We start from the raw sequence: 17,523 nt of genomic DNA on the forward strand, positions 1-17,523 counted from the left end.
CGCCGATTGATAGAGATTTAAGAGCTCAATTGCTCCAATATCTCCTTAAACTCCGCACGCAACGCCGCCTCGTTGTGACTATCAGGCTCTTGGAATGCTGCCATGACTGCATTTGCGCGCTCAAGCGCTTTTCCCAACAACATGGGAGTCTCTGCCACCACGGCCTGCATCTCCGCCATATCACCATTACAATGTAGGACGATATCGCAACCCGCAGCAAAGATTTTCGATGTTCTTTCAGAGAAATCCCCAGAAAGTGCGTTCATCGACACATCATCGGACATTAAAAGCCCATCAAAGCCAATTAATTCTCGGATATATTTCTCAACAGCGATCTTTGACGTCGTGGCTGGCTCATCCGGATCTATTGCAGAAAAAACGACATGTGCTGTCATGGCCATCAATTCAGACGACAATCGCTTAAACGGTTCAAAATCATTGGCGATTAATTCATTCAATCCTGCATCAACCGTTGGTAATTCTAAATGCGTATCCGCCGCTGCGCGTCCATGCCCAGGAATATGCTTGATGACAGGCAGCACGCCTCCCGCTTTCAGACCATCTGCCGCCAATTGCCCGAGTTCTGAGACAATCTTTGGCTCATCACCATAAGCGCGTTTTCCAATCACCTCGTGCCCTTCAGGGGTCGGCACATCTAATACTGGCAAGCAATCAACATTGATACCGAGCTTTAAAAGATCATAGGCATGCAATCGCGACATTAGCCAAACAGCGTGCGATCCCATGTCCTTGTCAGTTTTATATATTTCACCTAATTGCCAAGCATGCGGATAATTTTCTGCAAGAGGTGGTCTTAATCGCTGTACACGCCCGCCTTCTTGGTCGATTAGAACAGGCACATCAGGATAACCAACGCAGGCAGCTAAATCATCTGTTAGCTGACGAATTTGCTTAGGGTTATCAATATTTCTGTCAAAGAGAATAAAACCAAATGGCTTATGTTCTGAGAAGAATTTCTTCTCATCTTCAGTCAGTGAAAGCCCGGAACAGCCAAATATAGCCGCTTTGGACTGCCCTTCAGGGAGTATAATTGATTCGCTCATGGGAAAATCCTAGTCCCATGAGCATTAACATGCAAAGATCAATCAGATAGCGGTCTGATGTTCAACAGATTTAACGTGCGACGAAACAGCTGCCACCGGCGGATTTGTAGCGTGAACAAAGTGAATTTGCTTCAGCTCTCGAACCTGCTTGAATACGCACACGGTGGAAAGTTCCCTTCCCTTCAATATTCGCTGTTTGATATTCAACTGGCAAACCACCCAAAATCGAATTAAAGCGGCTTGCAAGACTATCATAAGAGCTTTGTGCAGCTGTCAGCGAAGGCTGAGACGCAATTTGCATATAGTAACCTGAGTAATTAGATGCAGGTTGCGCAGGTTGAACTGGCGCATTCGCAATCGCAGCCGCGGTATCATTGCTCAGCGGTACAGTTGGTTCTGGCTGTGCAACAGGAGCAGCAGGCGCAACCTCTTGCGTCGGTGCAGGTGTTGCTAGTGCCGTTTCAACTGGCTGTGAAGGCGCTGCCGGAACAGGTGTTTCTGTTGCAGTTGGCGTTGGCGCTGTAGCCGTATTATTTTCAGCTACAGGCGCAGGTGCCTCACGCGTTATAATCGTTCCATCAGATTGAACAATCACTGTTTGCACGCGGCGCGGTGTCACGAGAGGCTGGGAAGCATCATCCGTTTGAGCCGTCGCGGATCCATCATTTGGCGTTAAACGATCAGCGTTCTTATCATCCCCTGCAAGATCACGACCTTCAAGCGGCAAGATAGACGGATTGAGGGTCTTTTGAACAATATCAACAGGCTCTTCAGTGCTTTTAACCAGCGTAGATTGGTTTGCAACACTCACATCATTGCCTTCAACCTGTTCATAAACAGCTTGATCCTGATTAGGAACAGATGCGCCTCCCGGATCAGCAGGAACTTCTTTAATCGGCGAATTATCAGCTTTGATAATCACAGGTTCATTAGAACCACCCAATGATGTACCTGAATTTTGGAAATACAAATATGCACCGCCACCGACAAGCAAAGCCGCAAGTACACCAACAACTGCCAACGTATTGGAACTTGTGCCTTCACCATCTTCATCAACAGCTAAATCCTGATCAGGATTATCTGCATCATGTGTAACGTCAATGCGATCTGGACCATTGTTAACGACAGGAGCTTTATCAATACCAGGCTCGGCAACACCTACGTTAAACAACTCATTGAGTTCGTCCATATCTGCATTTTCAGAACCTGAACCCGAAGACATTGGTGTAGCTGGCGCATGCGAAGCTGCGGCGGCAACAACTGGCTCCGCAGAGACATGCACCTCTTGTTCAGAAGGTAAATCACCCGAAATAAGTTGTGAAAACTCACGTTCCAGTTCCAAATCAAGATCAACATCGATATTGGACTGCTCTCTTGAAAACTCTTCAACTTGCGGCAATTCCGGAATTTCAAACGGTGCAGTTTCTTCAATATCAGCTTCAGTCTCAGTAAATCCGGAGACGTCCAACACACTCTCCAGCTCTTCTGTGCGCTCAACTGGTTCATCTGCAGCAACAAGATCAGCAAAATTAGGAGGAACCGAACCATCTTGTGGCAATACAACAGATGGGAAAGGACGCTCAGCAACTTCATCAGTTACGACAGCCACGCTAGGTTCAACAGTCTCTGGTGCGGCATATTCAGGTGCCGGTTCGATATAATTTTCCGCGGGCACATTAGCTTGCTCTGCAAAAGGGTTCACTGGCGCCTGTGGTGGAACAACATCAGCTGGCACTTCATGAACCCCAGCTTCCAAACCTTGTTGCAATTTTTCAAGCTCTTGTTCCAAATTATTGGACATCTCGCCAAGATCAAATTCAGGCGTATTTAGGTTTTCTTCAGGCGCGGCGCCGTTTTCAGACGGAAAAGGTGAAGGTGTAGAAAGTGGATTTGGCAATTCAGCTACCTCTGTTTCGGGTTGCGTTGCAATAATTTGTTCAGGAGTTTCAATCACCTGAGGCACTTCCACAGGCTCTTGCGGCAAGACGGGCGTTGCGCGCGATATCGTTGGCGCTTCAAACACATTGTCGGCCGGCTCATTGACTGGCGAAACATCAGGTGCTTCGACAGCTGGCGTTGGATCTGCTTGCACAGGAGAAATTTCAACATTAGGCACACTGCCCGCTGGTTCACCATGTACCGGCAAAGCATAGCGAGACATATCATCAAGCACATCATCAATGCCTGCATCCGAAATTGGAGCTGCCGAAGATGTTGGCTCAGAAGTAAAATTGGGCGCTTCGACTTGCGGTGTTGGCGCAATAGGATCAGCAGCAGGCGCAACAGGCGCTGCCATAACAGGTGCTGGCGTATCAGGCGCTACTTTAGGTTCAACACCAAACTCACGCAGTAACTCTGCCTCCAAGTCCGTTACGGCTTCATTGGCAGAACCATCACCTTCTGAATTGCTTTGGCTGTCATCTTGATAGCCGATAATCTTAGCAAGTTCTTCTAACGGATTGTCAGACTGCCCTTGCGCAGAATTACCCAACTCATTGGTTTTCTCATTCACTTTATCGGTCATGGTCGTTTGCTACTCCTAGCAACTTATCTGCCATGCCAATGTGGAGAAATATTGGCACTAACGCATTTCTAGCGGTGCATCTGTTCCAGTAATTAACAATCCAGACCGCAAAACAGAAGCAATCGCGAACACTAATCCTAGTCTGGCCATTGTTATTATGGCACTTTCATGGTTAATAAACCGTAATTCCGGACGGTCTTTCCCCAAATTCCAATGCGAATGCAACATACTTGCTAAGTCATAGAGGTAAAACGCGATTTTATGCGGCTCATGACCAAGCGCTGCACTTTCCACTACTCTTGGGTATTCTGCTAGTTTTGCGATTAACCGCAACTCAGTTTCATCCTTAAGTACAGAAAAATCAGCATCTTTAAGTATATTCTGACCAAAATCTGCATCCGGAAAAGCTTCTTGAGCCTGTCTGAAGACCGAATGACAACGCGCATGAGCATATTGAACATAAAACACAGGATTGTCTTTTGATTGCTCAGTTACTTTGGCAAAGTCAAAATCTAGCGGTTCAGAACTCTTACGATACAGCATCATAAAGCGCACTGAATCCGAGCCCACTTCGTCAACCACATCACGTAAAGTTACAAAATCGCCTGAACGCTTAGACATTTTTACCGGTTCACCTGCCCGATAAAGCTTTACCAGTTGGCATAGCAATACAGATAAATGCGTTTTACCTTCAGAAATAGCCCTTGCAAGCGCTTCCAAACGTTTAACATATCCGCCATGGTCTGCGCCAAGAACAAAGATCGTATCGTCAAAACCGCGGTTATATTTATCTAGGAAATACGCAACATCAGCGGCAAAATAAGTATATGACCCATCAGATTTGATTAAAGCACGATCTAAATCATCACCAATATCGGTCGAGCGGAACAAAGTCTGCTCACGATCTTCCCAGTCATCAGGCAACTGCCCTTTGGGTGGCGGGAGCGTTCCTTTATAAACAAAGCCTTTGGCTTCAAGGTCTGCGATTGCCGAACCAATTGGACCGCCATTATCGGCATGCAATTTACGCTCAGAGAAGAAGACATCATGACGGATATTAAGCGCTGCAAGATCTTCACGGATCATATCCATCATGCCATCGATCGCACGCGGGCGAATGATCTCACTCCGCTCAACTTCGTTCATTGATTTCAGCTTATCACCAAACTCTTCAGCCAATGCTTTACCTAAAGGTTTGAGATAATCGCCGGGATATAGACCAGCAGGTATTTCACCAATATCGTCACCCAGCGCTTCGCAATAACGTAGGTAAACAGAATTGGCTAAAACACCGATTTGAACACCAGCATCATTGATATAATATTCTTTGGTTACCTCATGACCGGCAAATGCAAGAAGGTTTGCCAACGCGTCGCCCACAACAGCCCCGCGGCAATGTCCAACATGCATTGGTCCTGTTGGGTTTGCAGATACGTATTCAACATTGACCTTGCGTGCAGGAGAAATCTGGTTGCGACCATAATTTTCGCCTTGCTCAACGATCTCTTGAGTGAGGTTCTGCCAATAAAGGTTTGACAATGTAAGATTAATAAAACCTGGCCCTGCAACACTGACAGATGCAATAGATGCATCATTTGAAAGCGCATCTGAAATCTCAGTTGCCAATGCACGCGGATTACTTTTCATTGGCTTTGCCAACATCATCGCAGCATTTGTTGAAATATCACCATGTGAAGCATCACGCGGCGGCTCAACAGTCATTCGAGATAAATCTAACTCACCCTCATAAGCTTTTACGCTATCAAGAGCCATGACTGCTGATTTGATCTTGGATTCAAATTCTTTAAAGACATTCATTTTGAGTTATTTCCGAAATTTACCGAATTAATATGCACATTGACGTGCGAAAAACGCTGTTTAGCAGGTTATTGCGCTGCCTAAAGCAAATTGTACCCATGGTCAAATAGTCAATGGCTATGAGGCACCAAATAATTGCTTATGGACATCAAGTGCGTAAGTATCTGTCATGCCAGATAGATAATCCCCTACATGACGCGCGCGGGCGCTTTCAGTCAGCAGTTCAAGACCTTCAACCCAACGCGCACCTTCCATTTTTTCTGGGTTATTCATGAATACGTCAAACAATTGATCAACAACTTTTGATACTTCATCGCGCTTCTCCATAACGCTTGGATGACGGTACACATTTGCAAACAAAAACGTCTTTAACTGTTTATCGATTTCGCTCATGCGTTCGCTAAACCCAACAATTGTTTGATCAGCATATCGAACATCATCGGCTATCTCAGGCTTAACAAGCGCAAGGTTTTGCTGCGCAGTTGCAATCACATCTTCAACCATTTGAGTAATCTGCCGGCGGGTAACCTCATGGGTTAAACGGCTATCATCTAAATTTGGGTATTTATCTTTAACCTGCTTTATTAGCGCGGCGAGAAACGGAACATCCTCAAGCATCTCATGTGTTAAAAGACCCGAACGCAAGCCATCGTCAATATCATGGGTATTGTAAGCTATATCATCTGCAATCGCAGCGGCTTGCGCTTCCAAACTTGCATAACTCCAAAGCCAAAGATCATGCAACTGATTGTAGTTTGTTATAGCAACAGGCACATTTGAGGTTAGTTCTTCACCTTTTTTTGCCACCAGAGGACCGTTATGTTTGACCAGCCCCTCAAGGCTTTCCCAAGATAAATTTAACCCGTCAAAATCTGCGTAACGCTGTTCAAGCTTGGTAACGATACGAAGCGACTGCGCATTATGATCAAACCCGCCATAGTCTTTCAGCAACGCATCCAGTGCATCTTCACCGGTATGACCAAAGGGCGTATGGCCAAAATCATGTACCAGCGCAACACCTTCAGCCAAGTCCTCATCCAATTTGAGCGCCCGCGCAAGCGCACGCGCGATTTGCGAAACTTCAATGGTGTGGGTCAATCGCGTACGATAGTGATCGCCTTCATGCGCAATGAAGACTTGCGTTTTATGTTTTAACCGCCGAAATGCAGTGGAGTGGACAATCCGATCACGATCCCGTTGAAAAGGCGAACGCGTTAGGCTCTGCCCTTCATCAAACAGCCGACCGCGACTTTGAAGAGGATCGGATGCATAGGACGCCCTCTCCCCACTGCCAAAACCCAATGAAGATTTATCAATCTCGGCCAAAATAATCTCTTTCGTAATTCGTCTGAGCAATAATCTGTTTTGCCCATTGACCTTAACACCACTCGACCATACCTATATACTAATCTGACACGAAATAAATGTGTCACATAGAATCAATGAGACAATGCCAGGAAAGATAAAATGGCCCAACAATCTGATGTAACAGTTTCGGATAACGCCTTTAATCGAATCGAGAAAATCCTATCCAAGGAAGTCGATAAAACCGCACTGCGTGTGTCTGTAGAAGGTGGCGGCTGCTCAGGATTTTCTTATAAATTCGACTTGGTCGATGGACAAGAAGATGATGATATTGTCTTGGAAAAAGGCTCTGCGCGCGTTTTGATCGATAATCTCTCGCTTGTTTATATGGCAGGATCTGAAATAGATTTTGTCGATGACTTAATGGGACAATCATTCCAAATCAAAAACCCCAATGCAATTGCATCATGTGGATGCGGGACGAGCTTTTCCATATGAAAATTGTCACTTGGAATATCAACGGCATTAAAGCACGTCTTGAAAACCTTAAAACTTGGCTTGAAGAATCACAGCCGGACATTGCCTGCCTTCAGGAAATCAAATCCATCGATGAGAACTTCCCACGTGAGCAATTTGAAGCAATGGGATATCACGTTGAAACATTTGGTCAGAAAAGCTTCAACGGTGTCGCCCTGCTCTCCAAGATCAGCCCTGATGAAGTAAACCGCGGCCTTCCCGGTGACGATGAAGACGAACAAGCACGTTTCATCGAAGGCGTATATTCCACCAAGCATGGCGTAATCCGTGTGGTTTCACTTTATCTGCCGAATGGTAATCCGGTTGAGACAGAAAAATTCCCTTATAAACTAGGATGGATGGCGCGTTTAGAAGCCTTTGCCGCAGAGCGTTTAAAACTTGAAGAGCCGCTTGTTCTTGCAGGCGATTATAACATCATTCCCGAACCACATGATTGCAAAGATCCCAAATCATGGGAAGGTGATGCGGCTTTCAGACCAGAATCCCATGCAGCCTATCGCAAACTCGTAAATTTGGGTTTCACCGATGCACTTCGCTCGGTTAATGACGAAGACAAAACCTACACATTCTGGGACTATCAGGCAGGTGCTTGGCAAAAGAACAATGGCATTCGCATTGATCACCTCTTGCTCTCGCCAGAAGCTGCAAATCTGTTTGAAACAGCGGATGTCGAAAAACACGTACGCGCATGGGAAAAGCCATCCGATCATGTGCCGGTCGCAGCTTACATCAACATATAAGTTAATTTGGCTAGTTAAGCCCGTTTTTGAGCATATCGTCTGCAACAGCTAAGGCTGTTCTGCGATCAGCTTCTTCAGCCAATGCAAAAGCGCGTTCTTGCAGCGACAAAATCCAACCTTTGTCGTTTGGAGCAGCACGTTCATGTGCAGTTGTAATTAACGCAAGACCTCTTACGGCCTGACCTTCTTCAAATAAGATATTACCGTACACTGCAGAAGCTGCTGGATGACCACCTGCCCGCGCGCGGTTAAGCCATTTTTTAGCTTGACGTTTGTTATCACCACCACCAACGCCATCTAAAATCATGCGACCCAAACGATATTGTGCTTCAGGCACACCAAACGCAGATGCCGCTTGGAAATAAAGCTGACGTGCTGCTTTGAAGTTCACATTAACTGGGCTGTTTGGAATACCGCGCTGATAATAATCAGCCAATGACATAATCGCGTTGACAAAATAACCAACATCTTCAGAACCGGGCTCTACACCTTGGCGGGCAATCTGCTGATAATTTTTGTAGGCTTCGTAGTCGTCTTCAACCACGCCATCGCCAAAGGCATACATATTTGCAAGCGCCCAACGCGCGCCTCTATGGCCTTTATCTGCGGCATATTTATATGCTTCAATTGCTTGCTTCTTTTCACCTTTTTTATAGGCTTTGAAGCCGAACTTAAATAAATCCAACGGCCCAGATTCTTCATTCACTTCTGCTGACTTTGACTTTGGGTCAAAAGCAAAAGAGGTGCTTACCATAAGACTAGACGCTAAGGTTAAGCCTAATGGAACAACGAAAATCCGAGCTATTTTGGATTTGTTTATCCGCATAACAGTGTTTTTCTTTCACACCACCTGGGTGGGTAACTAAAACATTGACCGCAAGGGCTGCTGTTTCAGCTTGTTTTTCGAATGCGGCAACAACAAAATCTGTCACACGCGGTTTAAGTTCTCTTTCATGTTCAAGCAATTCTGCATCGTAATGCTGAACATTTAGTATATCTTGTAGCAAGCCCTAATGGATTTGCTCCCTATTTGTGGCTGGAAATGGGCAAACCGCCAGAATGCCGAAACATTAAAAAAGTTTTTCGCCCTAAATGTTGCAGGAAAGCAACATCTCCCCTCTAAGCGTATCCTTAAACAGCAATATGACCGCTTTGACAACATCAAAAGCGGCCACATAATTGATTATTCAGCTTCTAAAACTCTGGCTAAAGCCTCCGCCAACTTAGCTTTTTGTCCCTCTAACTCGGTGAGTCGCTCCCGCTCAGCAGCGACAACATCAGGCCTTGCATTGGCAACGAACTTTTCATTGTTCAACTTACCATTCACCTTAGCTAAATCACCTTCAACCTTACCGATTGCTTTTTCTAAACGAGCTTTCTCAGCATCAAGATCAATCAACGCACCTAGTGGCAGGCTATAAGTTGTTTCCGCAACCACAATCTGCGCAGCCCCCTTGGTGACTTCACCATCAAGGACGATATCTTCAACACGAGCGAGCAACTTAATCGCTGGCAAATGACGCATCAGCTGATCTTTTGTTGCATCATCTGACTGAGTGACATGCAATGGCGCTTTAGATGATGGCGGCACATTCATCTCAGAACGTACTGAACGTAATCCTGAGACCAAATCAATCAACCAGTTGATTTCAGCTGCGGCTTCCTCATCATTCAACTCTAGCGTTGGCCATTCAGCGTGACACAAAAGACCTAATTTTGCGTCCCCTGCTTCCGCCACTGACCAAAGTTCTTCAGTCATATAAGGCATAAACGGGTGCATGAGACGATAGATGTTATTTAAAACATAAGCAACGCAAGCACGCGCTTCTGTTTTTGCATCCTCGTCATCACCCTGGAATACAGGTTTTAAAAGCTCGAGATACCAGTCGCAAACCAAGTTCCAAGTAAACTTATAGATAGCGCCCGCAGCGTCGTTAAAGCGATAATCACCAATTTGCTTCGTGACTTCGGCAACTGTGTTGGAAAGCTCGGTCAAAACCCAGCGGTTAACCTGCAATTTAGCATCTTCTGGCTTAAACTCTGGATCAAGCGCTGCGCCATTCATTTCTGCAAAGCGTGTCGCATTCCAAAGCTTGGTACCGAAATTCCGGTAACCTTCAATACGCTGAGGATCAAGTTTAACATCACGCCCCTGCGCTGCCATAATAGCCAATGTAAAGCGCAGAGCATCCGCACCATACTCGTCAATCAGATCCAATGGATCAATCACATTGCCTTTAGATTTCGACATCTTGGCGCCGTGTTTATCACGAACAAGCGCATGGACATAAACAGTATGGAATGGTTCAACTGGCGTCCCTTCTTCATCTTTCATGAAGTGAAGACCCGCCATCATCATCCGCGCAACCCAGAAGAAAATGATATCAAAACCAGTTACAAGCACATCAGTCTGATAGTACTTTTTCAATTCTTCTGTATCCGCTGGCCAGCCTAGCGTTGAGAACGGCCAAAGAGCAGACGAAAACCAAGTATCTAAAACATCTTCATCACGTGTAAGCGCAACGCCCGCACCTGCTTGTTTCTGAGCTTCTTCTTCGCTCTTTGCAACATACACATTGCCCTCTGCATCATACCAAGCAGGGATTTGATGCCCCCACCATAATTGACGCGAAATACACCAAGGCTGGATGTTTTCCATCCAGTTAAAGTAAGTGTTTTCCCATGATTTCGGCACGAAATTAGTACGTCCCTCTTTCACGGATGCAAGAGCAGGTTTTGCGAGTGTTTCAGCATCAGCAAACCACTGATCAGTGAGCATCGGTTCAATAACAACGCCTGAACGATCACCGAATGGCTGCATAATCTTTTTATTTTCGACGTAAGGAATTTCGTTTCCTTCTTCGTCCTTCGTCATCACGGCCAGACCTTCAGCCGTAATATCTGCAACAACTTGCTTTCGTGCTTCAAAACGGTCAAGGCCACGATATTGTTCAGGAACGAGGTTGATTTCGTCCACATCAGCTTCACTAGGTAAAGAACCACTATCAACAATGGCTTTAGCTTTTGCAGATTCATCTGAATACGGCGCGCCATCATCACGCATGCCCGCTTGACGATCCATCAAGCGATAGAGCGGGATATCATTGCGTTTTGCGACCATGTAATCGTTAAAGTCATGCGCACCGGTGATCTTCACCGCACCCGAACCAAAATCTGGGTCCGGATATTCGTCCGTAATAATCGGAATGAAACGACGATGTTCTTTCGGGCCAACCGGAATTTCACACAATTTACCGACAATTGATGCATAGCGCTCATCGGACGGATGAACAGCTACAGCGCCATCACCCAACATGGTTTCAGGACGTGTCGTGGCGATTGAAATATAATCTCGCGTTTCGCGAAGTGTTACATTTCCATCCTCATCTTTTTCAACATATTCATATGTCGCACCATCAGCCAATGGGTATTTGAAATGCCACATATGACCATCGACTTCGATATTCTCAACTTCAAGATCAGAAATCGCTGTTTCAAATTTCGGGTCCCAGTTTACAAGGCGTTTGCCGCGGTAAATCAGGCCTTCGTTATAAAGTGTGACGAAAACCTCAAGGACAGCTTTTGACAGCCCCTCATCCATTGTGAAGCGTTCGCGCGACCAATCGCAAGATGCGCCTAATCGTTTGAGCTGATTAAAAATCGTGCCACCTGATTCGGCTTTCCATTCCCAAACTTTTTTAACAAAAGCTTCGCGGCCCATCTCACGGCGTGTTTGATTTGCACCATCTTCAGCAAGTTTGCGCTCAACCACCATCTGCGTTGCGATACCGGCATGATCCATACCCGGCTGCCACAAAACATCTTTGCCGCGCATACGTTCAAAACGGACAAGAATGTCCTGCAAAGTATTGTTCAGTGCATGGCCCATATGAAGTGAACCAGTGACATTTGGCGGCGGAATGACGATGCAATATGGATCCGCACCTTCTTTTGCGCCAGCACCAGCTTTAAAAGCTTCTGCCTCATCCCAAGTTTTTGCAATTTTCGGCTCAACCGAAGCCGCGTCATAGTTTTTTTCAAGCATTTTGATAGCCAATTATGGAGAAATGAAATTTTCCACCTTCGTAAATCCCAAGCAGGGTAATAAGTCAAGTTTTCAGCGAATTGCATCCGCAAATTCACCAGTGAGCTCGTCAATTAAATTGAGACGACATAAAAAAAGGCCGCCAAAGCGACCTTCCTAATCAATATTTAGAATACGCTTTAGCTTTCGTGGCCGCCACGTGCCACACGTTCGATTTCTTCACGCACAAGCTTTTCCACCAAGCCAGGCAGATTGTTATCAAGCCATTCCTGCAACATCGGTTTGAGCATATCATTAGCCATCTCTTCCAATGATTGAGACGAGCTTGCTGTAATGGCATCATTAAGCTGCGCAAAAGACGCTGCAACTTTTGCTTCAGATCCAGCCGAGATTAACGCTGAATTTGCGGATGTTTGGTCATTTGTTGATGCAGGAGCTGGCGCCTGTTCTTGAGACTGAGCTGGCGCAGGAGTTTCTTTTTCCGCAACAACAGCTGCTGGTTCGGTAACCACTTCACGAGCTCTTTCAGGCGCTGATGTCAATTCACCTTGGTCAGAAACTGCAGGTTGTTCTGCGGCGACGGTTGCAGCAGCTTGTTGAACAGGCTCAGCTTGCACCTCAGGCGTCTTTGCTGCCGGCGCAGGCGCTTCTTCAACGACAGGCTCAGACACCACCTCTGCGGAAGCTGTTGCATCTTCGCCGCCATCATCATTGCTTTGAATGATTTTGCGGATAGAAGACAAGATATCTTCCATGGATGGTTCTTCGCGTTGTGCAGGAGCTTGAGACATTTATTTCACCTAATTCATACAAATGGAAACGAAATGATAATTTCGAATCACGTTAGTTCATTTAATTGTATAGTAAAATTGCCTGTTCCGAACATTGCGAGTTTATGCACTACTTTTCGTAGTGTTGGTTAATCTGCTCATTTGGCCTTAGGCTGCAGCAAATCCCATTTATTTCCAAAAGGATCTTCAAAGACAACAACCTTGGCGTAAACTTCATCTCGCGGATCTTCTAAAAATGAAACACCTTGAGCGCACATGTGCGCATAGTCTTCATCAAACTGATCAGTTTTCAGAAAGAAACCGACACGCCCGCCCGTTTGCTGCCCAACACATGCAGATTGGGTTTCTCCATCTGCTTTTGCCAATAAAATTGAAGATGATTTGGAATCAACAGGTTTAGGTGCAACCAAAACCCAACGCTTGGTATCTGCAAGTTTGGTGTCTTCAACCAATTCAAAGCCAAGCGTATTCACATAAAAATCGATCGCTCGGTCATAATCGTCAACTACAAGCGTTACTGCCGAAAGGGATTGCGCCATAAATCACACAGTCAGCTTAGTTATCAGTAACGCGGAGCCCAAACCATTTGTCTTTCACCGCCTGATAGTGCCGGTCAGGATCATATCGCGCAACTTTTAAATTAAGATAATCAACTGTCAAAAGTCCCATCGCAGCAAGCGTAGCATAACTGGAAACAACCGCGTTACGCTGAGATTGAACAATGCTCTCACGTGCACTTAACACCGATTGCTGAGCATTTAAAACATCCAATGTGGTTCGCTGTCCAACGCGACGCTCTTCCATCACGCCACTTAATGCCAGCTGAGCCGCTTTAAGTTCCGCACGATTTGCCGCCAAAGTTGCCTGCGCTGATTCGTAATTCACCCAGTTTGCAACAATGGATTGCTCAACACTACGACGTGTCGATTGAACCTGTGCTTTACGCTGTTCCAATGTTTGTTTCGCACGGCGCACCTGCGCGTGATTTGCGCCACCTGAGTAAATTGGCACGGATAAAGTACCAGTTAGCGTCGATGTTCGAACATTCGAATCGGTTTGGGAAACAGACCCCTCAACCGAAACACCCGGTAAGAGCGCAGCTTTGTTAGCTTTAATCTGAAATTCAGCCGCATCCACATTATATTGTGCCGCTTCAACAGATGGATGGGATGACAATCCACGCGATACAGCACTGTCTAGATTTTTCGGCAAAAGACGGGCAATCGACTTAGGCTGCGAAATTTTACGCGGCGTATCCCCAACGATTTGTACATAAACCGCAGATGAAGACTTTGCTTGCGCAATAGCAGCCGTTAGCGATGCTTTTGCAGAAGAAAGCTGCGCCTGTGCCTGGCTTACATCTGTTCGCGTTCCCTCGCCCACACGCAAGCGCGATTGCGCTGCATTAAGTTGCTCTTGTAGGAAATTAATATTTTGACGACGGATCGAGACGAGCTGATTATCACGCGCCAAATTGGCGTACGCTTGCGCTGCGGATTGTAAGATACTGATTTCCGTTGAGGTCAAATTTTCGCGACCGGCAAAAACGGCAGATTTCGCTGCGCCAACGTTGTTTCTAGTGGCAAATCCATCAAATAGTTGCTGTGTGATGCTCACAGTTCCAGTCACACTATCCACGCTTGTGCCATTAATATCTGTAATTGCGCCAACAACTGATCCGGAAACGGTTGGACGATAGCCTGATTTCGCAATCGCAACCCCTTCATCCGTGGCCCGCAAACCTGCGCGAGCAGCTGCTAAATCAGGATTATTGTCATAGGCGCGAGACATTGCACCTGTGATTGTTTCACTGTTTGCAACACCACCAGTTGCCAACATAAGCGGCAGGCACAACACCATAATACTGGATGATTTTTTGAAATTTTTCCAAGCCATAACTAATAATCTACCTGATAAACAGTTTACGCGTTTTGGTAAACAATGGGGCTATTGCGCCCGCAATGCAACACGCGGACGCTCACTTTTAAATTTCTTAATGAAACGTTGCTAATAAGCAACAAGTGCTAATACTTAGAACACAAACTCAGCTGCACGCTCAAACCCAGGCAATGCAGGGATTGCGCTGTTAAACAACTTGCGTGAAGACACTGCACCGCTTTCCTTTTGGAAAACATATGCTTGTGCCGCCAAACCATGGCCAATCACAGCGATTAAACGTCCACCTTCAGCCAATTGATCAAACAATGATGTTGGTTCAATTTCAATCGCACCATTGATGAAAATCACATCATAAGGACCTGATGCTTTGTGCCCTTGCGATAAAGCACCGCTGACAACGTTGACATTGTCATACCCACCATCTGCCAAAGTAGCTTTTGCGGTTTCAGCCAGTGCAGCATCTATTTCTAATGCTGTGACTTTATCAGCTATCGAAGATAATACAGCCGCGACGTAACCAGTGCCTGTCCCAACTTCTAAAACATTGTCTGATGAATTTACTTCAGCAGCCTGCAAAAGTTTAGCCAGCGGAGAAGGTTCTATAATAAATCGGCCAGCTGATTCCAGCTCAATATCCGTATCGATATATGCGAGCGGCTTGGCACTTTCAGGCACAAAGTTCTCGCGCGGCACGGTAAGTAAGGAATCTAACAATTCATGGGCTGTCACGTCAGTTGTTCTAATTTGATTATCAACCATACGCTGGCGCGCAATCGTAAAATCGATTTCCATGTTTTATCTCCAAGAATAGACTTTAATGTCTCTTACTTCGACACAATGCGAGTTTCAAGGTCGCAATCGCGTCATGCCATAGGTTTTTAAGGCTTATTCTCACATTAAAAGCGATTATGCCTTCAACTGCTAGCATGCATTGTCATTTAAAGAGAAAATTGGAGGCCTCGCCCGGAATCGAATGCGTGCGAATTTTTAATTGACCTTCCAAAACAACTGCCATGTTTGAATAAAGACACTAACGACCATGAAAGCTTTGGAAGATTATATCAAATTTGTTCCGCAAATGATCTCAAGACCCGACTAATGAAAAACAATATTTCTCAAGTACGAAGAGAACTCCCTCTTATCAGGCGAAACCCCTGCATCTTTTGGTGACATAGACTTATCAAATACAAATTCGACATCAACTATATCCCTTTCATTCATCTTGAACTCTATTTTGGCGTCTATCCTATTCTCCGTCTCAGAGGCTTCTGCAACATTCACACCATTTATATTTATGCTGACTTTTTGATCTTTAATAAATTCAGGGACACTCAAATCTATGCTCATCGAGTTCACGTCTTGTGACGCTTGAACTTTAAAGGTTAAGCGCTTGTTCAAACCGAAATTACCATGAACACCAGTGGCTCCATCTATTTGCCGAACGTAACCCTCCATTGGCAATCTAATGTTATCTCGAAACGCAAACAGACCCTTAATTATGTTATTCTGTTTCATTTCGCGTTCGTACATGCCCTTCATCATTGCATCGCGACCCTTGAGTAGTGACTTGGTGTACTCGTAATCTTCAACGCTTAAAACTTGGTTTGGCTTGATAGAACTGCTCAGTGGGCGTGGAACATAAATTGTGCCGTGCTTATCACCAATTTCATCCAAAGGTCTCTTTTTGGTGTACATATAAATCGTAAAGCTTTTACGAGAAATATTGGGGTTTGTCGGATGGGTAACTTTCTCGAAGCCGTGCCAAGAATATTCATTTGTTTCAAATAATACACATCTATTTTTCAAAGGTAAGTACGTTTTGGTCCAATCATTTTCAGCATCCCAAGGGTTTTTGTGGACTTGTATGCAACCACCCCACTCTTCTTCCCACTCTTCGTTCAAATAAATAATGGCATTCATGCGTCTATGATACCCTGTCGTGCGATGAAGATTAAAATCCACATGAGGATTCATGCCTTGTCCCGACATATTATCATGGGTGCCCGAACCATGATATTCAGGATCATACAATAAGTCTTCTATACCTGTTAAATCTCTCATTAAAAGAGCAAACTCGGTTGACTTAATGTAATCATCAATTTCGCGATATACTGGCCCGATATTCCGAACATCATGGCAAGCATATTTTTTATTTGGGCGTCCAAACTCGTTGATCATTTCCTCTTTTTTCGGCACAGGAAACTGATCTAGCATTCGCTCGACTATATCATCATTGAAGAATTTTGGAATCTCAACGTGTTTAAATGGTTGATTCTCGTCAAAACTTTTTCTTATTTCATTTTTATCGCGAATTAATTCCGAGTGGATTATTGACATAAAGGCATCCTCAGCGTGCTGTAAAATTTCATCAGTATGCTGCGACCGAAATTCTCATACTATACTCCGCTTGCCAGCGTCAACTGATAAGTGTTTTAGATCACGAAACACCCCATAAAATTGTGATAAAATATCCATGCCCACAATTTGTACAAGTGACAGAGATTTATGTGTAAAACAGGATTGATAATAAAATGCCTACGATCAAAGTGATCCTAGACATTACTTGACGTATAAATTTTAAACGAACTATCGATGTTAATCATATGGAGAAAAAGACTTTGGAGGCCTCGCCCGGAATCGAACCGGGGTTGACGGATTTGCAATCCGCTGCGTCACCACTCCGCCACGAGGCCTCAAACTGCCATGCATTACTAAAATGCAGACGTGAAGCGCTGATAAAACGAGATTTAGTTTAAAGCAAGGAGAAAATTGCGCAAATGCTCGCAAAAATGGGTTTCTG

14 protein-coding genes and 1 tRNA gene are annotated in these 17,523 nt (G+C 45.2%); 2 read left to right on the forward strand and 13 right to left on the reverse strand.

Going from position 1 to position 17,523, the window contains the following annotated elements; genetic code table 11:
- Window positions 1-17: 17 nt before the first annotated feature.
- The 4 genes from nagZ to ACZ1GZ_RS13670 form a co-directional block, all read right to left on the reverse strand.
- Window positions 18-1,064, reverse strand: coding sequence for a beta-N-acetylhexosaminidase (gene nagZ / locus ACZ1GZ_RS13655; RefSeq protein WP_472665428.1), 1,047 nt, complete (start codon window positions 1,062-1,064; stop codon window positions 18-20).
- Between the two features lie 70 nt (window positions 1,065-1,134).
- Entirely contained in the window at window positions 1,135-3,588 is a 2,454-nt protein-coding gene (locus ACZ1GZ_RS13660) for an SPOR domain-containing protein (RefSeq protein WP_472665430.1), read from the reverse strand.
- Between the two features lie 57 nt (window positions 3,589-3,645).
- A complete protein-coding gene (gene argS, locus ACZ1GZ_RS13665; RefSeq protein ID WP_472665431.1) occupies window positions 3,646-5,406 on the reverse strand; it encodes an arginine--tRNA ligase in 1,761 nt (586 codons plus the stop codon).
- A 117-nt stretch (window positions 5,407-5,523) separates the two neighbouring features.
- A complete protein-coding gene (locus ACZ1GZ_RS13670; RefSeq protein WP_472668310.1) occupies window positions 5,524-6,723 on the reverse strand; it encodes a deoxyguanosinetriphosphate triphosphohydrolase in 1,200 nt (399 codons plus the stop codon).
- 150 nt (window positions 6,724-6,873) lie between these two features.
- Here ACZ1GZ_RS13670 and erpA point away from each other — a divergent pair, with 150 nt between their 5' ends.
- Together erpA and xth are read left to right on the forward strand one after the other, a co-directional pair.
- The gene (erpA, locus tag ACZ1GZ_RS13675) at window positions 6,874-7,209 is read left to right on the forward strand and encodes an iron-sulfur cluster insertion protein ErpA (protein ID WP_472665432.1); all 336 of its coding nucleotides are present in this window, start codon (window positions 6,874-6,876) and stop codon (window positions 7,207-7,209) included.
- Window positions 7,206-7,988, forward strand: coding sequence for an exodeoxyribonuclease III (gene xth, locus ACZ1GZ_RS13680; RefSeq protein WP_472665434.1), 783 nt, complete (start codon window positions 7,206-7,208; stop codon window positions 7,986-7,988). Before erpA ends, xth begins: the two co-directional genes overlap by 4 nt.
- A 10-nt stretch (window positions 7,989-7,998) precedes the next feature.
- Here the strand turns inward: xth and ACZ1GZ_RS13685 are convergent, their stop codons facing one another.
- From ACZ1GZ_RS13685 to ACZ1GZ_RS13725, 9 genes are all read right to left on the reverse strand, one after another.
- Window positions 7,999-8,814, reverse strand: a complete 816-nt coding sequence (locus tag ACZ1GZ_RS13685; protein WP_472665435.1) for a tetratricopeptide repeat protein — start codon at window positions 8,812-8,814, stop codon at window positions 7,999-8,001.
- Entirely contained in the window at window positions 8,747-8,995 is a 249-nt protein-coding gene (locus ACZ1GZ_RS13690; protein WP_472668363.1) for a hypothetical protein, read from the reverse strand. The genes ACZ1GZ_RS13685 and ACZ1GZ_RS13690 overlap by 68 nt, the downstream gene beginning before the upstream one ends.
- A 176-nt stretch (window positions 8,996-9,171) precedes the next feature.
- Window positions 9,172-12,033, reverse strand: a complete 2,862-nt coding sequence (locus ACZ1GZ_RS13695) for a valine--tRNA ligase (protein WP_472665437.1) — start codon at window positions 12,031-12,033, stop codon at window positions 9,172-9,174.
- A 179-nt stretch (window positions 12,034-12,212) separates the two neighbouring features.
- Window positions 12,213-12,824, reverse strand: coding sequence for a PopZ family protein (locus ACZ1GZ_RS13700; RefSeq protein WP_472665439.1), 612 nt, complete (start codon window positions 12,822-12,824; stop codon window positions 12,213-12,215).
- Between the two features lie 137 nt (window positions 12,825-12,961).
- The gene (locus ACZ1GZ_RS13705; RefSeq protein ID WP_472665441.1) at window positions 12,962-13,363 is read right to left on the reverse strand and encodes a VOC family protein; all 402 of its coding nucleotides are present in this window, start codon (window positions 13,361-13,363) and stop codon (window positions 12,962-12,964) included.
- Window positions 13,364-13,379: 16 nt separating this feature from the next.
- Window positions 13,380-14,720 (reverse strand): TolC family outer membrane protein, encoded by a 1,341-nt coding sequence (locus ACZ1GZ_RS13710; RefSeq protein ID WP_472665443.1) that lies wholly within the window; start codon window positions 14,718-14,720, stop codon window positions 13,380-13,382.
- Between the two features lie 135 nt (window positions 14,721-14,855).
- Entirely contained in the window at window positions 14,856-15,515 is a 660-nt protein-coding gene (locus ACZ1GZ_RS13715; RefSeq protein ID WP_472665445.1) for a protein-L-isoaspartate O-methyltransferase family protein, read from the reverse strand.
- A 303-nt stretch (window positions 15,516-15,818) separates the two neighbouring features.
- Window positions 15,819-17,060: a 2OG-Fe(II) oxygenase gene (locus ACZ1GZ_RS13720; RefSeq protein WP_472665447.1), complete on the reverse strand. Its 1,242-nt coding sequence runs from the start codon at window positions 17,058-17,060 to the stop codon at window positions 15,819-15,821.
- Window positions 17,061-17,342: 282 nt separating this feature from the next.
- Window positions 17,343-17,416 (reverse strand) — tRNA-Cys (locus tag ACZ1GZ_RS13725).
- Window positions 17,417-17,523: the final 107 nt, after the last annotated feature.

Source organism: Lentilitoribacter sp. JB5-8 (assembly GCF_055693385.1).